Below are 16,389 nucleotides of genomic sequence, written 5' to 3'. Positions count from 1 at the left end.
CGTATGGTATATTTTATTGGAGCAGGCCCTGGAGATCCGGAATTGCTGACAGTGAAAGGAAAAAAGATCATAGACAAAGCCGACGTAATTATTTACGCCGGCTCTTTAGTGAATAAAGAGATATTAAAGGATGCGAAGCCGGAGGCTAAAATCTATAATAGTGCCAGCATGACGTTAGAGGAAGTCCTTTCCGTGATGCAGGAGGCAGAGGAAAAAGGATATTTGACGGCCAGAGTGCATACAGGGGATCCGGCGGTATTTGGAGCACATAGAGAGCAGATGGACGCTTTAGAGCGAATGAGGATTCCATATGAGGTGATTCCGGGAGTCAGCTCCTTTTTTGCTGCTGCTGCAGCATTAAAAAAGGAATATACGCTTCCAAACGTAAGCCAGACTGTGATCCTGACCAGAATGGAAGGAAGAACACCGGTGCCCCCAAAGGAAAAACTGCGTGATCTGGCAAGGCATAATGCCACTATGGTAATTTTCTTAAGTGTGGGAATGATTGACCAGTTGACTATGGAGCTTAAGAAGGAGTATCGAAAGGATACGCCGGCAGCGGTGGTATATAAAGCTTCGTGGGAGGATCAGATGATTATAAAGGGAACTTTAGAGGATATCGCCGAACAGGTGAAAAAAGCGGGGATTCGAAAGACGGCATTGATTGTTGTAGGTGATTTTCTGGGAGATGAATATGAATTGTCCAGATTATATGATAAGACCTTTACCCATGAGTATCGGAGGGGAAGCCTATGAGCATTCAGTTGATCAGTGTCAGTTATCAGTATGCCCCTCTTTCTATTCGGGAGAAGTTTTCTTTTTCCAGAGAAGAACAGGCAAAGATTATGGAAAGGCTGGTGCTGACAAAGGAAGTGGAGGAATGCATTCTCATATCCACCTGTAACCGGACTGAGCTTTACTGTTATGGCAATGACCAGGAAGAAAAGAGAGAGGTGTTTGCAGTGATGCAGAAGCTGCTATTAAATGCAGCAGGGCTTACAAAAGAAGGAAAGGCCAGTTCTTATCTCCGCTTTTTCCAGGATCAGAAGGCCAGCCATCATCTGTTTCAGGTGGCGGCAGGACTGGATTCCATGGTCATCGGTGAAGACCAGATTTTAGGTCAGGTAAAGGAGGCACATGAATATGGAATGGAACTTGGAACTACGGGAGTTTATCTAAATACATTGTTTCGTTATGCAGTGACAGGGGCCAAAAAGGTCAAGACGGAGACAGAACTTTCGAAAACATCCGTATCTACCGCAAGTCTTGCCATTAAGAAGGCCGATCAGGAGCTTTTGGGACTGGAAGGGAAAAAGGTATTGATCATTGGAGCAAGCGGGAAGATTGGTTCTATCGTCCTGAAAAATCTTCAATGTGTAAAGGGGGTTTCTATCTATGCAACTGTAAGGCGAAGCAGCATTGGGACGCATGGACTTTTATTTGAACAGATTCCCTATGAGAAACGCTATGAATATCTGGATGAGATGGATGTCATCATCAGTGCTACCGCAAGTCCCCATTATACGATTACCGAGCAGGGATTTTCAAATGCCATAACAAAGAGGAAAAAGAGAGTATGCATCGACCTTGCAGTGCCAATGGATATTGAAAAATCAGTGAAAGATTTAGACCGGGTAGTCTATTATAATATTGATGATTTTGAGAAAATATCCAGAGCTAATAATGAGAAAAAACAAAAAGAGGCAGAGGCTGCAGAATTTATTTTGGATGATTATGAAGCCAAGTTTGAACGATGGCGGATTTTTAAGGAAAATGATCAGGTGATGCAGACCATCACCCAATTTATGATGTGTGAAAATGAAAAAAAAGATATGAAATATGCCATAAAAAAGCTGTTTTATCAGGTCAGGGACAGTGCAGATCCGAAGAATCTGGAGGCATTTTTTCAATGTCTGAATGAGAGGAACCGACAATGGGAAGATTGACAGTAGTAGGATTTGGCCCTGGGGGATATGAAGATATGACAAACCGGGCAGTAAAGGTCATAGAAGAAGCAGAGATGGTAATAGGATATACGACTTATGTGGAGTTGTTAAAGCCTTTATTTCCAGAAAAAGAATATATTGCTACGCCGATGATGCAGGAAATCAAGCGCTGTGAGATGGCCGTGGAGTTGGCCGGACAGTATGATCACATCGCAATGGTAAGCAGCGGAGACAGTGGAATCTATGGAATGGCAGGAATCGTTATGGAAGTGGCTCAGAAAAAGCATGCAGATATTGAGATTCAGGTGGTTCCAGGAATCACTGCTGCCAGTGCGGCAGCGGCAATTCTTGGGGCACCGCTGATGCATGATTTTTCTGTAATCAGCTTAAGTGATTTGATGACGCCGTTGGAACTGATCTTAAAACGGATAGAGTGTGCAGGAATGGCGGATATGGTTACCTGCCTCTATAATCCTAAAAGCAAGAAGAGAAAAACCTATGTGGAACAGGCAGCAGATATTCTACTACGATATAGAAATTCACAAACTCCAGTGGGTGTGGTACGCCATGCTGGCAGACCAGAGGAAAGCTCTTATCTGACTACGCTTGGAGAGCTAAAGGATATGCCTCTGGATATGTTTTGCGTGGTGATTATTGGAAATTCCTCCACCTATATTTTAGATGGAAAGATGATTACGCCAAGAGGTTATGAAAAGAAATATGAGTAAAGTATTGAGAATTGGAACAAGAAAAAGTAAATTGGCACTGATTCAGACGGAAATCGTTAAGCAGAAGATTTTAAGTCGATTTCCAGAACTCAGTGTTGAGATTATAAAAATGTCTACCAAAGGAGATCAGGATCTGAAGCGTTCCCTGGCTTCTTTTGGAGGGAAAGGCGTATTTACCAAGGAACTGGAAGAGGCTCTGATAAGTGGAGAAATCGATCTGGCAGTACATAGTGCCAAGGATATGCCAATGGCATTTCCAAAAGGTCTTGGACTGAAAGCAGTTTTGGATCGTACCGATTCCAGAGATGTAATTTTGACCACAACAGGAATCTTATTAAAGGATCTGCCCAAAGGAGCAGTGCTCGGCACCAGCAGCCTTCGAAGGGAGCTTCAGGCTAAAAGAATCAATTCAGATCTTCAGATCAAGGTTCTTCGTGGCAATGTACAGACCAGAGTCTCCAAGCTGATGGCAGGTGAATATGATGCCATCGTGCTGGCAGCCGCTGGATTGAAGCGACTCGGCATGGATCGAGAGGAAGGGCTGTTCTATGAATATATGGATCCAGAGCAGTTTTTGCCTGCCGTTGGACAGGGAATTCTGGCAGTGGAAGGCAGGGACGGAGATTTGGAAGAGGTTCTATCTGCGATTCATTGTCCAGAAGCAGCAGCGGTCTTACAGGCAGAAAGACAGTTTTTATCTGTGATCGGAGGAGGCTGCAATGCACCAGCGGCAGTGCATACCACATTAGAAGAAGATCATATGCGGATGAAGGCGATGTTTGCAGAAAATGGCAAAAATCCTGTGTATGTCGTGTGTGAAGGAAGCATCACAGAAGCGGGAGCACTTGGAAGAAAAGTGGGAGAAAGCATCTTAAAGAAGCCGGTATATGGAAAGGTTACTTTTGTCGGTGCTGGTCCGGGAGATGCAGGACTGATTACCATAAAAGGCTTGGAAGCCATCAAAAGAGCGGATGTCATCGTATATGACAATCTGATTTCCATGTCTTTGTTGAATGAAGCGAAAGAACAAGCCAGACTCGTCTATGCAGGGAAGCGTTCTACTCATCACCATCTGAAACAGGAAAGTATTAATCAGGTACTGATCGACTATGCAAAGCAGGGATATGACGTGGTGCGGTTAAAGGGAGGCGACCCTTTTATCTTTGGAAGAGGGGGAGAGGAAGCGATGGAGCTTCGAAAGGAAGGCATTGAATATGTGGTCATTCCCGGAGTATCATCTGCCTATGCTGTACCAGCTTATGCAGGAATTCCAGTTACCCATCGCACTTGTGCATCTTCTCTTCATATTATTACCGGACACGAAAGCAAGGAGAAAAGGGGCAATTCTGTTCTAAATTTTGATACGCTGGCAAAGGAAGAGGGAACCCTTGTATTTTTAATGGGGCTTTCTAATCTTCCAAATATTGTTCAGCAACTGATTCTTCATGGAAAAGATCCAAAGACGCCTACTGCAGTGATTAAACAGGGAACGACAGCCAGACAGCGGGCAGTTTATGGAAGTCTTGAGAATATAGAAGAAATCTGTCAGAAGAATCAGATTCAGACACCGGCCATTATTGTGATTGGAGATGTGACAGCCTACGGAAAAGAGCTTGCCTGGTTTGAGAAAGGGGAGCTGTTTGGAAAAAGGATCATGGCTACCGGAACCAGACGTCTGGCAGCACATCTAATCGAAGAAGTACGAAAATACGGTGGAGAACCCATAGCCTTTAGTCTGATCGATACGAAAAGAAAGCATATGGACCTTGGTCATTTAAATAAATTTACCTGGGCAGTCTTTACCAGTGCCAATGGAGTAGAATACTTCTTTCAGGCTTTAAGGGAGCAAAGAATTGATTTTCGAAATCTTGCCAATATCAAATTTGCAGTCATTGGCAGTGGAACGAAAAGGGCACTTTTGGAACATGGATTCGCCAGTGATTATATTCCAGATGCGTTTTCCAGCGAGGATCTGGCAAAGGGATTGGTTCCAATGCTTGGAAAGCAGGATTATGTAGGGCTATTTCGTGCAGTGGAGGCCTCTCATGCACTTCCGGAAGCGCTAAAAGCCCATGGCATTCCGTTTGAAGATCTGGGACTTTATGAAACCGTGATGGAGGAGAGAAAGCAGGAAGAACTGCTAAGGCAACTTCCACAGCTGGATTATATCACCTTTGGAAGTTCCAGTGCGGTAAAGGCCTTTGCGGAAATGATCCGGGATTATAAAGGACCATTGCCTAAGATCATCAGCATTGGACCGGTAACGACAAAAACATTGAGGCAGTATGGATTTTTTATAGAACAGACAGCGAAAGTATATACTGTGGAGGGTATGTGTCAGGCAATGATAGAGGATGTGAGGATATGTTAAAAGGATTTCGATTGACATTAGGATTTTTGACCCGTATTCCTGTCAATATTAATTGGGAAGTCAGGGATGGAGACCTGGAAAAGGGAATCATCTATTTCCCGATGGTAGGGCTGGTGCTGGGAGGTATCAGTGCCCTGTCTTACCAAGTAGCTGCGTACATATTTCCTGATATAATCGCGATCATGTGCGGGATGCTTGCGCTGGTGTTTGCAACCGGAGCTTTTCATGTGGATGGTCTGGCTGACACTGTAGATGGCATTTATTCGGCAAGAAAGAGAGAACGGATGCTGGAAATCATGAAGGATAGCAGGGTGGGAACCAATGGAGTCATCGCCATTGTGTTCGATTTTGCATTTCGGTTTGCCGGCCTTTGTACGGGAAAAATGTTAAATGCTCCATTATGGCTGCTATTCCTGGTTCTTCCTGTTGCTGGCAAAATGGTTCAGGGAATGGTTGGATACAAAGGAACCTATGCCAGGGAAAAAGGGCTGGGGCTATTTATTGGGACATTAAGTGGAGGAAGAACACTTGTATGCAGTCTCATTGGTATTTTGATCATGACGATAAGCTTTGGAATTTGTGGACTGGCGGCAGCAGTGACGGTTTTTGTGCTGATTTATGGATTTCGCAGATATGTGGAAAAGATTCTTGGAGGATTGACCGGAGATGTAATGGGAGCGGCCAATGAATTAGCAGAAATCCTGTTTTTACTCTGTCTATATGGGTTCTTTCGGATTCTTTAAGATAGTTAAAAAAATAACTAAAAAGGATTGACATTTATTTAACTATTCTATATAATGAGCATTGTAGATACATAAGGGTATAATTACTAGATACTCCTTTACTAGGTGTTATTGTTCAAGGTGATAAGAAAATGGGCATTCTTACCACCTTTTTTCTTTGTCCAAATTTCTGAAAACTTCAGGAAAAAGTAGAGGAATATAGAAAAAAATGATAGAATAGAAAACGTAAAAGATCCGAAAGGAACATTGGAGTATAAAAATATGATAGAAAATGAATTAAAGAAGATAATAAATAGTATTCCGCATAGTAATCCAAAATATCAAGCGGCGATTATGGAGCGATGGAACCATCTGGCAAAGCCGATCGGAGGACTTGGCAGATTAGAAGAGATGGTGGGGCAGCTTGGGAGTATTTACCATACAATGCATCCAAAAGTGGACAAAAGGGCCATTGTGATCATGGCAGGTGACCATGGAGTGGTAGAAGAAGGAGTGACGCAGACTGGAAGTGAAGTGACGCGATCCGTTATGGAGAATATGACTGTGACGGCATCTTCTATTACGCCTTTTGCCGAAGTGGCGCATGCAGATCTGATACCAGTGGATGTGGGAGTGGCTGCTGACCTTTATGCCCAGGGCATATGGAAGAGAAAGGTTCGCTATGGAACAGGCAATATTCGAAGAGAACCGGCTATGACACGAGAAGAGGCTGCCAAGGCCATTTTGACGGGAATCCAGGTAATCGGAGAATTAAAGAAGCAGGGCTATGAGGCTGCTGCCATTGGAGAGATGGGAATTGGAAATACGACCATCAGCTCGGCAATCTGTGCATACCTGTTGGAGGTTCCGGTAGAAGAAGTGACTGGTAAGGGAGCGGGTCTGACCAGTCAGGCTTTAAAGAATAAGATCCAGGTTATCAAAGACAGTCTGAAACTCCATCAGCCTGATAGGAAGGATATGCTGGATGTGATTTCTAAAATTGGAGGATTAGAGGTGGCAGGTATGGCAGGTTGCTATCTGGGAGGAGCATATTACCAGATGCCGGTTGTGATCGATGGTTTTATCTCATCGGTAGCTGCTTATATAGCGGTACAGATGGCACCAGAAGTCAGAGAATACCTTTTTGCATCTCATTGTTCCGATGAACCGGCAGGAAAGAAGATGTTAAAAGCACTTTCTCTGGACCCATATTTTTATGGGAATATGCGTCTGGGGGAAGGAACCGGAGCGGCAATGTGCTTTACCTTTATGGATTATGCACTGGCAGCTTATGAAGGAATTCCAAGCTTTGATGAAGCGGACATTGAGGATTATGTGCCACTGGATTAAGAAATTTAGAAGGAAAGAATATGTTAGAAAATATAAAAATTGTAAAACCGTCAGAAATTGAAAAAAAAAGCATGGAAATGATCACAGAGGAACTGGGGGAAAGAAAATTTCCTGAGTATGAGGAACCAGTTGTAAAGCGATGTATTCATACTTCTGCAGATTTTGATTATGCGAATAATCTGATTTTTTCGGAGGATGCAGCCCGTCAGGCCATTCAGGCCATCAGAGATGGCGCATCTATCATTACAGATACCAGGATGGCAGCTTCTGGAATTAATAAAAAGAGACTCGCCCAGTTTGGCGGACAGGTATACTGCTTTATGGATCACGAGGATGTGGCCCAGGAAGCAAAAGAACGTGGATGTACGAGAGCGGTCATTTGCATGGAACGGGGAGCAAAGATGGAAGGTCCGGTAATCTTTGCCATTGGCAATGCACCTACGGCCTTGATTCATCTCTATGAATTGATTCAGGATGGGAAAGTAGACCCTGTACTTGTCATAGGTGTACCGGTAGGATTTGTCAATGTCATTGAATCGAAAGAATTATTTTTAGAAAGTGAGATTCCTCATATTATAGCGAAAGGAAGAAAGGGTGGCAGTACCATTGCAGCGGCAATCTGCAATGCCCTTATTTATCAGGCATAGATGAAAAGACTTCGGGAAGGTATTTCTACCGGTTCCTGTATGACAGCAGGAGCCCTGGCTTCTGTTCTCTGGCAGAAGACCGGACATTGCCCAGAATGGGTAGAAATAGAAACGCCAATAGGAAGAAAATTAAAAATAGAGATCCATCCCATGGAATTTGGAACCTGCTGGGTTCGAAAGGACGGAGGAGACGATCCGGATGTGACGGATGGCTGCAGGATTATTACGAAAGTGGAATTATTAAAAGAGCAGCCGGAAAGGATTGTATTTGTGGCCGGGAAAGGTGTGGGGAAGGTGACCAGACCAGGTCTTTCTCTTCCTGTAGGAGAACCTGCCATTAATCCGGTTCCCAGAAAGATGGTAAGAGAACATTTGGTACCTTATCTTGAAAGGGAAGGAGCCAAAGTGACGGTATGTGTTCCAGATGGTGAGAAAATTGCCCAAAAGACGTTAAATCCTAAGCTGGGAGTATTGGGAGGAATTTCCATTCTTGGCACTACCGGCATCGTGCGGCCTATGAGTGAGGATGCTATCAAGGATTCCTTGTCTCTGGAGCTTTCCATGATCTATGAGCAGGGATACCGATATGTAGTTTTTGTCACTGGAAATCAGGGCGAGAAAATGCTTAAGGAGCAGTATGGACAGGTGGAACCAGTGCTGATGGCAGGCAATCATATCGGATTTCTCATCGAGAAAGCAGCAGATCTTGGCATCGAGGGGATCTTGATTGCGGGTCAGTATGGAAAGCTGATGAAGCTGGCCGGCGGTATTATGAATACACATAGCCATGTAGCGGACGGTAAGATGGAGATTTTATGTACTCATGCAGCTTTACATGGAGTGAAAACAGAGATCATAAAAAGGCTTTATGAATGTAGGACAGCAAGAGAAGCAGACGATGTTTTAGAGGAACATCACCTGCAGTTTTTGTGGGAGAGTATTGTGGAAAAAGCAGAGGAAAGAACCTGGCAGTGTGGACGAAAGCAGATGAAGACAGGGATTGTATTCTTTGGAGGAAACGGAGCAGTAAAAGCAGAAAGCCAGAGCGTTGCAGAGTTACTGGCAGAGGTGGTGAAAGAACATGAGTAATGTATTTATAATTGGAATGGGACCAGGAGAGGATGCATGTCTGACAAAGGAGGCCATAAAAGTATTGGAGGCATGTCCTTATGTGGTTGGATCTGCCCGGCTGCTTTCATTGGCAGATTCCTATAGGATAGCAGCACCAGAAATGCATGTGCTTAAAGATCTTCAGAACTGTCTGCAGTGGATTGAGGAGAAGCAACGCCTTGGAGATGTGTGCGTGTTAGTATCCGGGGATGTGCATTATTATAGTCTGGCAGGAACCATTGCTCGTTCCGGATACCATTGGAAGACAAAATTGATACCAGGGATCAGTTCTTATCAGGCTCTGGCAGCCAGAATGGGAGTGACGCTGGAAGAAGTAGCATTGTGCAGCGTTCATGGAAGGAATGAATCAGAAGGATATGTGTCTTATCAGGCATATACCAGCCCGAAGGCGTTCTTTTTGTGCAGCAATACCTTTCCCCCGGAACGGATCGGAAAGGCACTGTGTCAATATGGACTGGAACAATGTATGCTGACCATTGGAAGCTTTTTATATCAGGAGAAAGAAAGTGTTGTTACGGTGACAGCCAAAAAGGCCGCCGCAGAGCAATATCCGGGATTTAGCGTGGTCTGTGTAGAAAATCCGGATGCAAAGAGCATTACGGTGCAAAATTATTTAAAAGATTCTCAGTTTATCCGAGGCAAAGTACCGATGACAAAAGAGGAAGTCCGTATTTTGATCATGCATAAGCTGGAGGTACAGCCATGGGATTGTGTGTGGGATCTTGGAGCAGGAACCGGGTCCATCAGCATTGAGATGGCAAGGCATATACCTTTTGGAGAGGTATATAGTGTGGAATATAAAGAGGCAGCTCTTGCATTGATTCATCAGAATAAGGAGAGATTTGGATGCAAGAATCTTTCGGTGATTTCCGGAAGAATCCAAGAAGTACTGGAAAAGCTGCCTGATCCAGACCGGGTCTTTTTGGGAGGCAGTGAGGGAGAATTAGAGACAGTCGTGGACTATCTTGCAAAGCTGCCTAATAAGGTACATTTTGTCATGACTGCTGTAACTATGGAGACCTTATCAGAAGCAGTACGAATCTTATCCAAGAGAGAAGGGTTTTCTTATATACAGGTTCAGATTGGACAAAGCAAGGCTGTTGGCGCTTACCATACAACCCAGATGAATCATCCTGTCTGGATATTGGAGGTGGATCTATGATATTGGATTATCGAGAACGAATCAATCTGCTGATGAAGCTTAGAGATGTGATAAAGGGATATGAAAAAGAAATATACAGAGCATTGGAGGCAGATCTCGGTAAATCAGCATTTGAAGCCTATGAATCAGAAATCGGACTGATTCTGATGGAGCTTAATTATACAATCAAATATTTATCCAGCTGGATGAAGTTTAAGACTGTACCTACACCATTATCCCATATGCCAGCTACCAGTATGGTATATCGGGAGCCGTATGGAAGAGTATTGATTCTTTCCCCATGGAACTATCCTTTTCATCTGACGTTGATTCCTTTGATCCATGCGTGGGCAGCTGGAAATCAGGTAACCATAAAACCTTCAGAAATTGCAGAGCATTCTCAGAAGGTAATTTATGAGATGCTGACGGAAAATTTTCATACGTCCAGGGTTCGTGTCATGACAGGAGGCCCCAAGGTGACCATGGATCTGCTGGATAAGAAGTTTGACTTTATTTTTTTTACAGGAAGCAAGAGGGTGGGCAGGATTATTATGGAAAAGGCAGCTTCACAGATGACGCCGGTCTGTCTTCAAATGGGCGGAAAGACTCCCTGCATCGTGGATAAGACCTGTAATCTTCGTTCGGCAGCCAAAAGGATCGTGCGTGGAAAGTTTCTAAATTGTGGACAAAGCAGCACGGCACCGGAGTTTGTGTTGATCGATGAGTCGGTGAAGGATGCATTTATCCAATATGTTAGAAGATATATTCGGCAGTTTTATGGAAAAGAGCCTTTAAAAAGTCCAGACTATGGTAAGATTATTAATCATATTCATTTTTATCGGCTGATGGACCTGATCGAACATCAGGAAATCATCATCGGCGGAGAATTTGATACTATGACCCTTCAAATTGCACCAACAGTGGTATATGAGAATTCCTTATGCTCAGAAATGATGAAGACGGAGATCTTTGGGCCGATTCTGCCATTGATCACGTATCAGACATGGGAAGAGGCCATAGATAAGATCGACCGATTTCATCATTCGCCGGCACTCTATCTTTTTACAAAAGATAAGGAGCATGAAGAATATGTAAAGAATCATTGCTTTGCAGGAAGTATCTGTATCAATGATACCATGCTTCAGGCTGCGACTACATATCTTCCATTTGGTGGAGTAGGAAGCAGCGGCACAGGAAAATACCATGGAAAGGCGGGGTTTGATACCTTTTCCAATATCAAAAGTGTGATGCGCCGTTCCAGTGCTGGCGGGAGCAGTGTTATGTATCCGCCATTTACAGACAAGATGCAGCTGCTGAAGAAAATTTTGAAATAAAAAGGAGTGTTTATGAGACATCAAAAGAAAGCATTGCTGGTGGTCAGCTTTGGTACTACATTTGAAAATGCGGTACATGCCATCGAAAAGATTGAAGATGAATTTAAGGAAACCTTTCCAGAATATGATTTTTTTCGGGTATTTACGTCGGGAATGATCATTCGGAAGCTAAAAAGGACCAGAGGGATTGAAATCATGGATATGAAGAGGGCACTCCAGTATCTTTATGAAGAGGGGTATACGGAGGTGATCTGCCAACCGACCCATATCATAAATGGTCAGGAATATGAAAAAGTCCGGAATGCAGTGTTGCCATACAAAAAGCTGTTTCAGAAGCTGACCATGGGAGAGCCGCTTCTGACATCGGAGGAAGACTTTAAGCAGACTGCACGTATTTTGTTAGGGCAGATGCCGGAGTATAAGGAAGATGAGGCAGTGGTATTTATGGGACATGGAAGTGCACATTTTGCCAATGGAGCCTATAGTCAGATGGAGAATATGTTTCGCTATCTGGGAAGAGAGAATGTCTATGTGGGGACTGTAGAGGGGTTTCCAGGACTGGATTACATTGAAAAGCGTCTGAAGACGAAAAAGATCAAGAAGGTCCATTTGATGCTAATGATGATCGTGGCAGGTGACCATGCTCAGAATGATCTGGCAGGAGAAGAGGACTCCTGGAAATCAGAACTCCTGGAAAAAGGATATGAGGTATCTGAGGCTATTACGGGTATGGGACTTTTGGATGGAATTCCTCAGTTATACGTGGAGCGTATGAAAAAGAACTTGCTTTTTTCTTCATAAATGATATGATAATACTGATTGCATGCAATTAAATAATAATTATAATTTTGAAACACGATGATTGTTTTGATAAAACTTCATAGATTGCTAAGTACTCCTGTGATGGGAGAGTAAAAGGGAAGACAGGTGCAAGTCCTGCGCAGTCCCGCTGCTGTAAAAGAGGAGAAGCCACAAGCTCACTGGTCATGACAACTGGGAAGAGGTGGTATTTGATGATTCTTAAGCCAGAAGACCTGCTTAGCGAGAAAACATCGATAACTTTACGGATGATAAAGGATGTACCTGTATATAAGACGCTGGTCATGGCGGTCTTAATTTTGTATATGCAAATTTGGAGATGATTCATTGGCATATCGGAGCATGAATCGTTTCACAGGCAATTCCTAAAGATCATTTCTGTAATAGAAAGGGTCTTTTTTTGTTCCTTATATGATAGAATGAAAGAAAAGTGGAGGCAATGAAAATGTGCCAGATTACGATTATTTAACGGAGGGTATTGATGAAAGGAAAGCTAATTGGAATAGGAGTTGGACCGGGAGATCCAGAACTTATGACGCTAAAGGCAGTAAGGGCCATTGAACAGGCAGATGTCATTGCAGTACCGGTCAAGTGCCAGGGAGAAAAAAGTGTAGCCTTTGAAATCGTCAAGGGAGCCTGCAGCATCAAAGATCAGACCATTCTTCCAGTAATCTTTTCCATGAGCAGGGAGAAGCAAGAGCGAATCCAATCCAGAAAGGAAGCAGTTGCTGCTGTGAAGAAGGAATTGGAGCAGGGACATCAGGTTGCGATGATTGCGTTGGGAGATATTGGAATTTATAGTACTTTTATGTATGTAAAAAAAGAATTGGAAAAAGAGTTTTCAACGGAAATGATTCCAGGAATTCCATCCTTTTGTGCAGGAGCCAGCAAAGCTCTGATTTCCATTGTGGAAGGTCGGGAAAGCTTTGTGGTGATGCCTTCCTATAAGAATGCATCCCAGCTTGGACAGGCATTGGAACAGTATCATACTGTGATTGTTATGAAGGCTGGAAGAAAGATAAATGAAATATATAAGATCCTAAAAGAAAAAGGGTATCTGGGTTCTACCAGCGTGATCGCAAACTGTGGTATGCCATCGGAATATATCGGAAGGATTCTGCCAGAACAGGAATATGGATACTTTACGACGCTGATCATAAAACAGCCAGAAAAGATGGAGATCAGATAGATGGAAGAATATATTGCAGTGATCGCAGGAACGACAGAATCCAAAGCAGTGGTGGAAAAGCTGCTAAAAGAAAAAGAATGTCCAGTGGCATTTGTCGCAACAAAGCTTGGGACAGACATGCTTGCACAATATGGGATTTCCATTGTGGAAGGGAGAAAGACCGAGGAGGAGTTTTTTACATATTTTAAACAGCATAGACCAAAGAAGGTCTTCGACGCTTCGCATCCCTTTGCAGATATAGTGACGGCTAATGTAAAGGAGGCGTGCCAGAGGCTTAAGATTCCGTACGAGAGAGTAGTGAGAAAGAGTACCCAATATGATTATGAGAATCTGATCATGGTTTCTGATACAAGAGAAGCCATAGAATATCTGAAAAGTTGTCACGGTCCTATCTTATTGACCACAGGGGTAAAGACGGCAGGAACATACCAGGAACATCTGGAGGGAAAAGAAATCTTTGTAAGGGTGTTAAAAAAAGGAAATTCTCTTTGGCAATGCCTGAAATCAGGATATGATAAAGAACATGTTATAGAATTAGATCCACCATTTTCCATAGAGGACAATGAACAGTTGATCCGTAAGACAAGGGCAGCAGTATTGGTTACCAAAGATAGTGGGGTACCGGGGGGAGTGCCGGAAAAGATCGAAGCTGCAAAAAGGTGTCATATTCCTGTGTTGATGATTCAAAAACCAGAGGAAAGAAAGGTTCCAAGACTGCTTGTGACGGCAGCCGGAAGTGGGACTGGAAAGACCACCATAACCCTTGGATTGATGCAATGTCTGAAGAATCGGGGACTTACTGTACAGGGATATAAATGTGGCCCTGATTACATTGATCCCATGTATCATACGCGGCTTACCGGGCGTGCATCTGTGAATTTAGATCCTGTCTTTCATAAAGGAAGAATGGGAATGATGTTTGATCAATATAGCAAGGGCGCAGATATTGGAATCTTAGAAGGAGTTATGGGATTTTATGATGGTATCGGAAGTACTACAGAGGGAAGTACCTATGAGGTGGCCAAAGAGACGAAGACACCAGCAGTATTGATTCTTTCTGTAAAAGGGATAGCCAATACAATCATTCCCATGATCCAGGGGATTTTAAACTATCAGGAAAATACCATAAAAGCAGTGATTTTAAATCAATGCAGCAAAGGATTTTATCAGCAGATCGCACCTAAGATCGAAGAAGAATGTGGAATCTGTGTGGCTGGTTATGTACCGGTCAATGATACATTGACACTTACCAGCAGACATCTTGGACTTACGATGGCAGGGGAGATGAAGCAATGGGAAACATATCTTTATGCCCTGGCAGACCAGATAGAAGAGACCGTAGAGGTTGATCAGCTTTTATCTCTTGCAAAGAAAGCGAAAGATCTGAATACAAAGGAAGAACACATAAGCAAAGAATATCCGGTAAGAATAGGAGTTGCCCTGGATGAAGCATTTTGCTTTTATTATGAGGATAATTTTCGGATGTTAGAAGCACTGGGGGTGGAATTAAGATTTTTTTCACCGATGAGAGATGAGAAGCTTCCAGAAGACATACAGGGAATCTATCTTGGTGGAGGGTATCCAGAGCTTTTTGCAAAGGAATTGGAAGAAAACCAGTCTATCCGGATGGAAATCCGGCAGTGGTGCCAGGATGGAAAGCCGATTCTGGCAGAATGTGGAGGCTATATGTATCTGGGACAATCCATCAAGAACCAGCAGGGACAGACATTTGCCATGTGTCAGGCATTTGGACATCGTACAGAGATGAAAGAGAGGTTGAATCTTCATTTCGGCTATGTCACTATCTTAGCAGAGGAACCGGCGGGGCTTCTTACCTCGCCCATAAAGGGTCATGAATTTCATTATTCTGCGGAATATGGGGATGATTTTACCTGTATTGTGAAAAAGAATGAAAAAAGAAGCTGGAAAAGTGGATATGTGACGAAAAATCAATATTGTGCCTATCCACATCTGTCCTTTCGGGGAAATGAATCATTCATAAAAAACTTTCTCGAGCAGGTAAAGGAGGAATTGGTATGAATCGGATCTTAATGATTCTTATTGCAGTGTGTTTGGATCTGTGCTTTGGAGATCCATACTGGCTTTATCATCCGGTACGATTGATCGGCAAAGGAATCGCTGGATTAAAGAGATGGTTACAGATATGGTGCAGCAGAGAGCATGGTATCCATAAAAGACAGGAGATCATTGCCGGAGGAATTCTGGCAGTGGTCATTATAGCAGGTGCCTATGGGATTACTGCAGGCATTCTTTACGGGGTGTCATTGATTCATCCTATGGCGGCTGTGATTTTGGAAATTTTCTGGATGTATCAGATTCTTGCTGCCAGATGTCTAAAGAATGAAAGTGATAAGGTATATAAAGATCTGAAGAACCGGGATCTTGCAAAAGCAAGAATTTCTATTTCCTATCTGGTAGGAAGGGATACCAAGAGCTTATCGGAAGAAGAAGTGGCAAAAGCCTGTGTAGAAACAGTGGCGGAGAATACCACGGATGGAGTCATTGCACCGCTTTTTTACCTGTTTCTTGGAGGAGCACCTTTGGGGATGGCATATAAAGCGGTGAATACCTTAGATTCCATGGTTGGATACCGCAATGAAGAACTGGAGTATCTGGGAAAGGTGTCAGCCAGACTGGACGATGCGGCCAACTTCCTTCCAGCCAGGATTGGAGCAGTGACCATGCTTTGTTCCAGCTTCTTGCCTGGCTTTAACGGGAAAAGAGCGTTTACTACCTATCTTCGGGATAAGAAAGCGCATCTGAGTCCTAACTGTGCCCAGACAGAAGCGGTAGCAGCAGGAGCTATGGAAATACAGCTTGGGGGAACCCATGATTATTTTGGAAAGCCTGTTGAAAAACCAGCAATCGGTGAAGAAATCAAGATATGCAGTGCAGAACATATTCGTGGTGCACAGAGATTGATGATGGGAAGTTTTTTTATCAGTTTTCTCTTATTTGGAGGAGTTTACTTTCTGTTATCGTGAAAGAAA

At 43.4% G+C, this 16,389-nt stretch carries 14 protein-coding genes and 1 riboswitch; all 14 genes read left to right on the top strand.

The genetic code is table 11. The annotated features are described in order from the left end of the window. Positions 1-3: 3 nt before the first annotated feature. Positions 4-756, top strand: a complete 753-nt coding sequence (gene cobM / locus BHF69_RS08385; RefSeq protein ID WP_075670571.1) for a precorrin-4 C(11)-methyltransferase — start codon at positions 4-6, stop codon at positions 754-756. After that, the gene (gene hemA / locus BHF69_RS08380; RefSeq protein ID WP_075670569.1) at positions 753-1,946 is read left to right on the top strand and encodes a glutamyl-tRNA reductase; all 1,194 of its coding nucleotides are present in this window, start codon (positions 753-755) and stop codon (positions 1,944-1,946) included. The genes cobM and hemA overlap by 4 nt, the downstream gene beginning before the upstream one ends. Beyond that, on the top strand, positions 1,934-2,674 hold the full coding sequence (gene cobJ, locus BHF69_RS08375) for a precorrin-3B C(17)-methyltransferase (protein WP_075670567.1): 741 nt from the start codon (positions 1,934-1,936) through the stop codon (positions 2,672-2,674). Before hemA ends, cobJ begins: the two co-directional genes overlap by 13 nt. Then, on the top strand, positions 2,667-5,045 hold the full coding sequence (hemC, locus tag BHF69_RS08370) for a hydroxymethylbilane synthase (RefSeq protein ID WP_075671787.1): 2,379 nt from the start codon (positions 2,667-2,669) through the stop codon (positions 5,043-5,045). The genes cobJ and hemC overlap by 8 nt, the downstream gene beginning before the upstream one ends. After that, positions 5,039-5,788, top strand: a complete 750-nt coding sequence (gene cobS, locus BHF69_RS08365; RefSeq protein WP_075670565.1) for an adenosylcobinamide-GDP ribazoletransferase — start codon at positions 5,039-5,041, stop codon at positions 5,786-5,788. Before hemC ends, cobS begins: the two co-directional genes overlap by 7 nt. A 261-nt stretch (positions 5,789-6,049) precedes the next feature. Continuing rightward, complete coding sequence (gene cobT, locus BHF69_RS08360) at positions 6,050-7,117, top strand: nicotinate-nucleotide--dimethylbenzimidazole phosphoribosyltransferase (RefSeq protein ID WP_075670563.1); 1,068 nt, start codon at positions 6,050-6,052, stop codon at positions 7,115-7,117. A 20-nt stretch (positions 7,118-7,137) separates the two neighbouring features. Beyond that, on the top strand, positions 7,138-7,764 hold the full coding sequence (locus tag BHF69_RS08355) for a precorrin-8X methylmutase (RefSeq protein WP_075670561.1): 627 nt from the start codon (positions 7,138-7,140) through the stop codon (positions 7,762-7,764). Next, entirely contained in the window at positions 7,765-8,853 is a 1,089-nt protein-coding gene (gene cbiD, locus BHF69_RS08350; RefSeq protein WP_075670559.1) for a cobalt-precorrin-5B (C(1))-methyltransferase CbiD, read from the top strand. Continuing rightward, complete coding sequence (locus BHF69_RS08345; RefSeq protein ID WP_075670557.1) at positions 8,846-10,057, top strand: bifunctional cobalt-precorrin-7 (C(5))-methyltransferase/cobalt-precorrin-6B (C(15))-methyltransferase; 1,212 nt, start codon at positions 8,846-8,848, stop codon at positions 10,055-10,057. Before cbiD ends, BHF69_RS08345 begins: the two co-directional genes overlap by 8 nt. Then, positions 10,054-11,370, top strand: coding sequence for an aldehyde dehydrogenase family protein (locus tag BHF69_RS08340; protein ID WP_075670555.1), 1,317 nt, complete (start codon positions 10,054-10,056; stop codon positions 11,368-11,370). The genes BHF69_RS08345 and BHF69_RS08340 overlap by 4 nt, the downstream gene beginning before the upstream one ends. A gap of 12 nt (positions 11,371-11,382) precedes the next feature. Next, on the top strand, positions 11,383-12,171 hold the full coding sequence (locus BHF69_RS08335; RefSeq protein ID WP_075670553.1) for a sirohydrochlorin cobaltochelatase: 789 nt from the start codon (positions 11,383-11,385) through the stop codon (positions 12,169-12,171). Positions 12,172-12,243: 72 nt separating this feature from the next. Next, positions 12,244-12,426, top strand: a riboswitch (cobalamin riboswitch). 244 nt (positions 12,427-12,670) lie between these two features. Continuing rightward, positions 12,671-13,378, top strand: a complete 708-nt coding sequence (gene cobI, locus BHF69_RS08330) for a precorrin-2 C(20)-methyltransferase (protein ID WP_075670551.1) — start codon at positions 12,671-12,673, stop codon at positions 13,376-13,378. Next, positions 13,379-15,418: a cobyrinate a,c-diamide synthase gene (locus tag BHF69_RS08325; protein WP_075670549.1), complete on the top strand. Its 2,040-nt coding sequence runs from the start codon at positions 13,379-13,381 to the stop codon at positions 15,416-15,418. Beyond that, positions 15,415-16,383, top strand: a complete 969-nt coding sequence (cbiB, locus tag BHF69_RS08320) for an adenosylcobinamide-phosphate synthase CbiB (RefSeq protein ID WP_075670547.1) — start codon at positions 15,415-15,417, stop codon at positions 16,381-16,383. Before BHF69_RS08325 ends, cbiB begins: the two co-directional genes overlap by 4 nt. Positions 16,384-16,389: the final 6 nt, after the last annotated feature.

Origin of the sequence: Anaerostipes sp. 992a, assembly GCF_001940245.1 — a bacterium.
Lineage (GTDB): Bacteria > Bacillota > Clostridia > Lachnospirales > Lachnospiraceae > Fimousia.
This window is presented reverse-complemented; position numbering and strand designations above follow the sequence as displayed.

Bases quoted from the DNA above. Each gene is read 5' to 3' on its own strand.
- cobM (WP_075670571.1), top strand. From the start codon at position 4: ATGGTATATTTTATTGGAGCAGGCCCTGGAGATCCGGAATTGCTGACA.
- hemA (WP_075670569.1), top strand. From the start codon at position 753: ATGAGCATTCAGTTGATCAGTGTCAGTTATCAGTATGCCCCTCTTTCT.
- cobJ (WP_075670567.1), top strand. From the start codon at position 1,934: ATGGGAAGATTGACAGTAGTAGGATTTGGCCCTGGGGGATATGAAGAT.
- hemC (WP_075671787.1), top strand. From the start codon at position 2,667: ATGAGTAAAGTATTGAGAATTGGAACAAGAAAAAGTAAATTGGCACTG.
- cobS (WP_075670565.1), top strand. From the start codon at position 5,039: ATGTTAAAAGGATTTCGATTGACATTAGGATTTTTGACCCGTATTCCT.
- cobT (WP_075670563.1), top strand. From the start codon at position 6,050: ATGATAGAAAATGAATTAAAGAAGATAATAAATAGTATTCCGCATAGT.
- BHF69_RS08355 (WP_075670561.1), top strand. From the start codon at position 7,138: ATGTTAGAAAATATAAAAATTGTAAAACCGTCAGAAATTGAAAAAAAA.
- cbiD (WP_075670559.1), top strand. From the start codon at position 7,765: ATGAAAAGACTTCGGGAAGGTATTTCTACCGGTTCCTGTATGACAGCA.
- BHF69_RS08345 (WP_075670557.1), top strand. From the start codon at position 8,846: ATGAGTAATGTATTTATAATTGGAATGGGACCAGGAGAGGATGCATGT.
- BHF69_RS08340 (WP_075670555.1), top strand. From the start codon at position 10,054: ATGATATTGGATTATCGAGAACGAATCAATCTGCTGATGAAGCTTAGA.
- BHF69_RS08335 (WP_075670553.1), top strand. From the start codon at position 11,383: ATGAGACATCAAAAGAAAGCATTGCTGGTGGTCAGCTTTGGTACTACA.
- cobI (WP_075670551.1), top strand. From the start codon at position 12,671: ATGAAAGGAAAGCTAATTGGAATAGGAGTTGGACCGGGAGATCCAGAA.
- BHF69_RS08325 (WP_075670549.1), top strand. From the start codon at position 13,379: ATGGAAGAATATATTGCAGTGATCGCAGGAACGACAGAATCCAAAGCA.
- cbiB (WP_075670547.1), top strand. From the start codon at position 15,415: ATGAATCGGATCTTAATGATTCTTATTGCAGTGTGTTTGGATCTGTGC.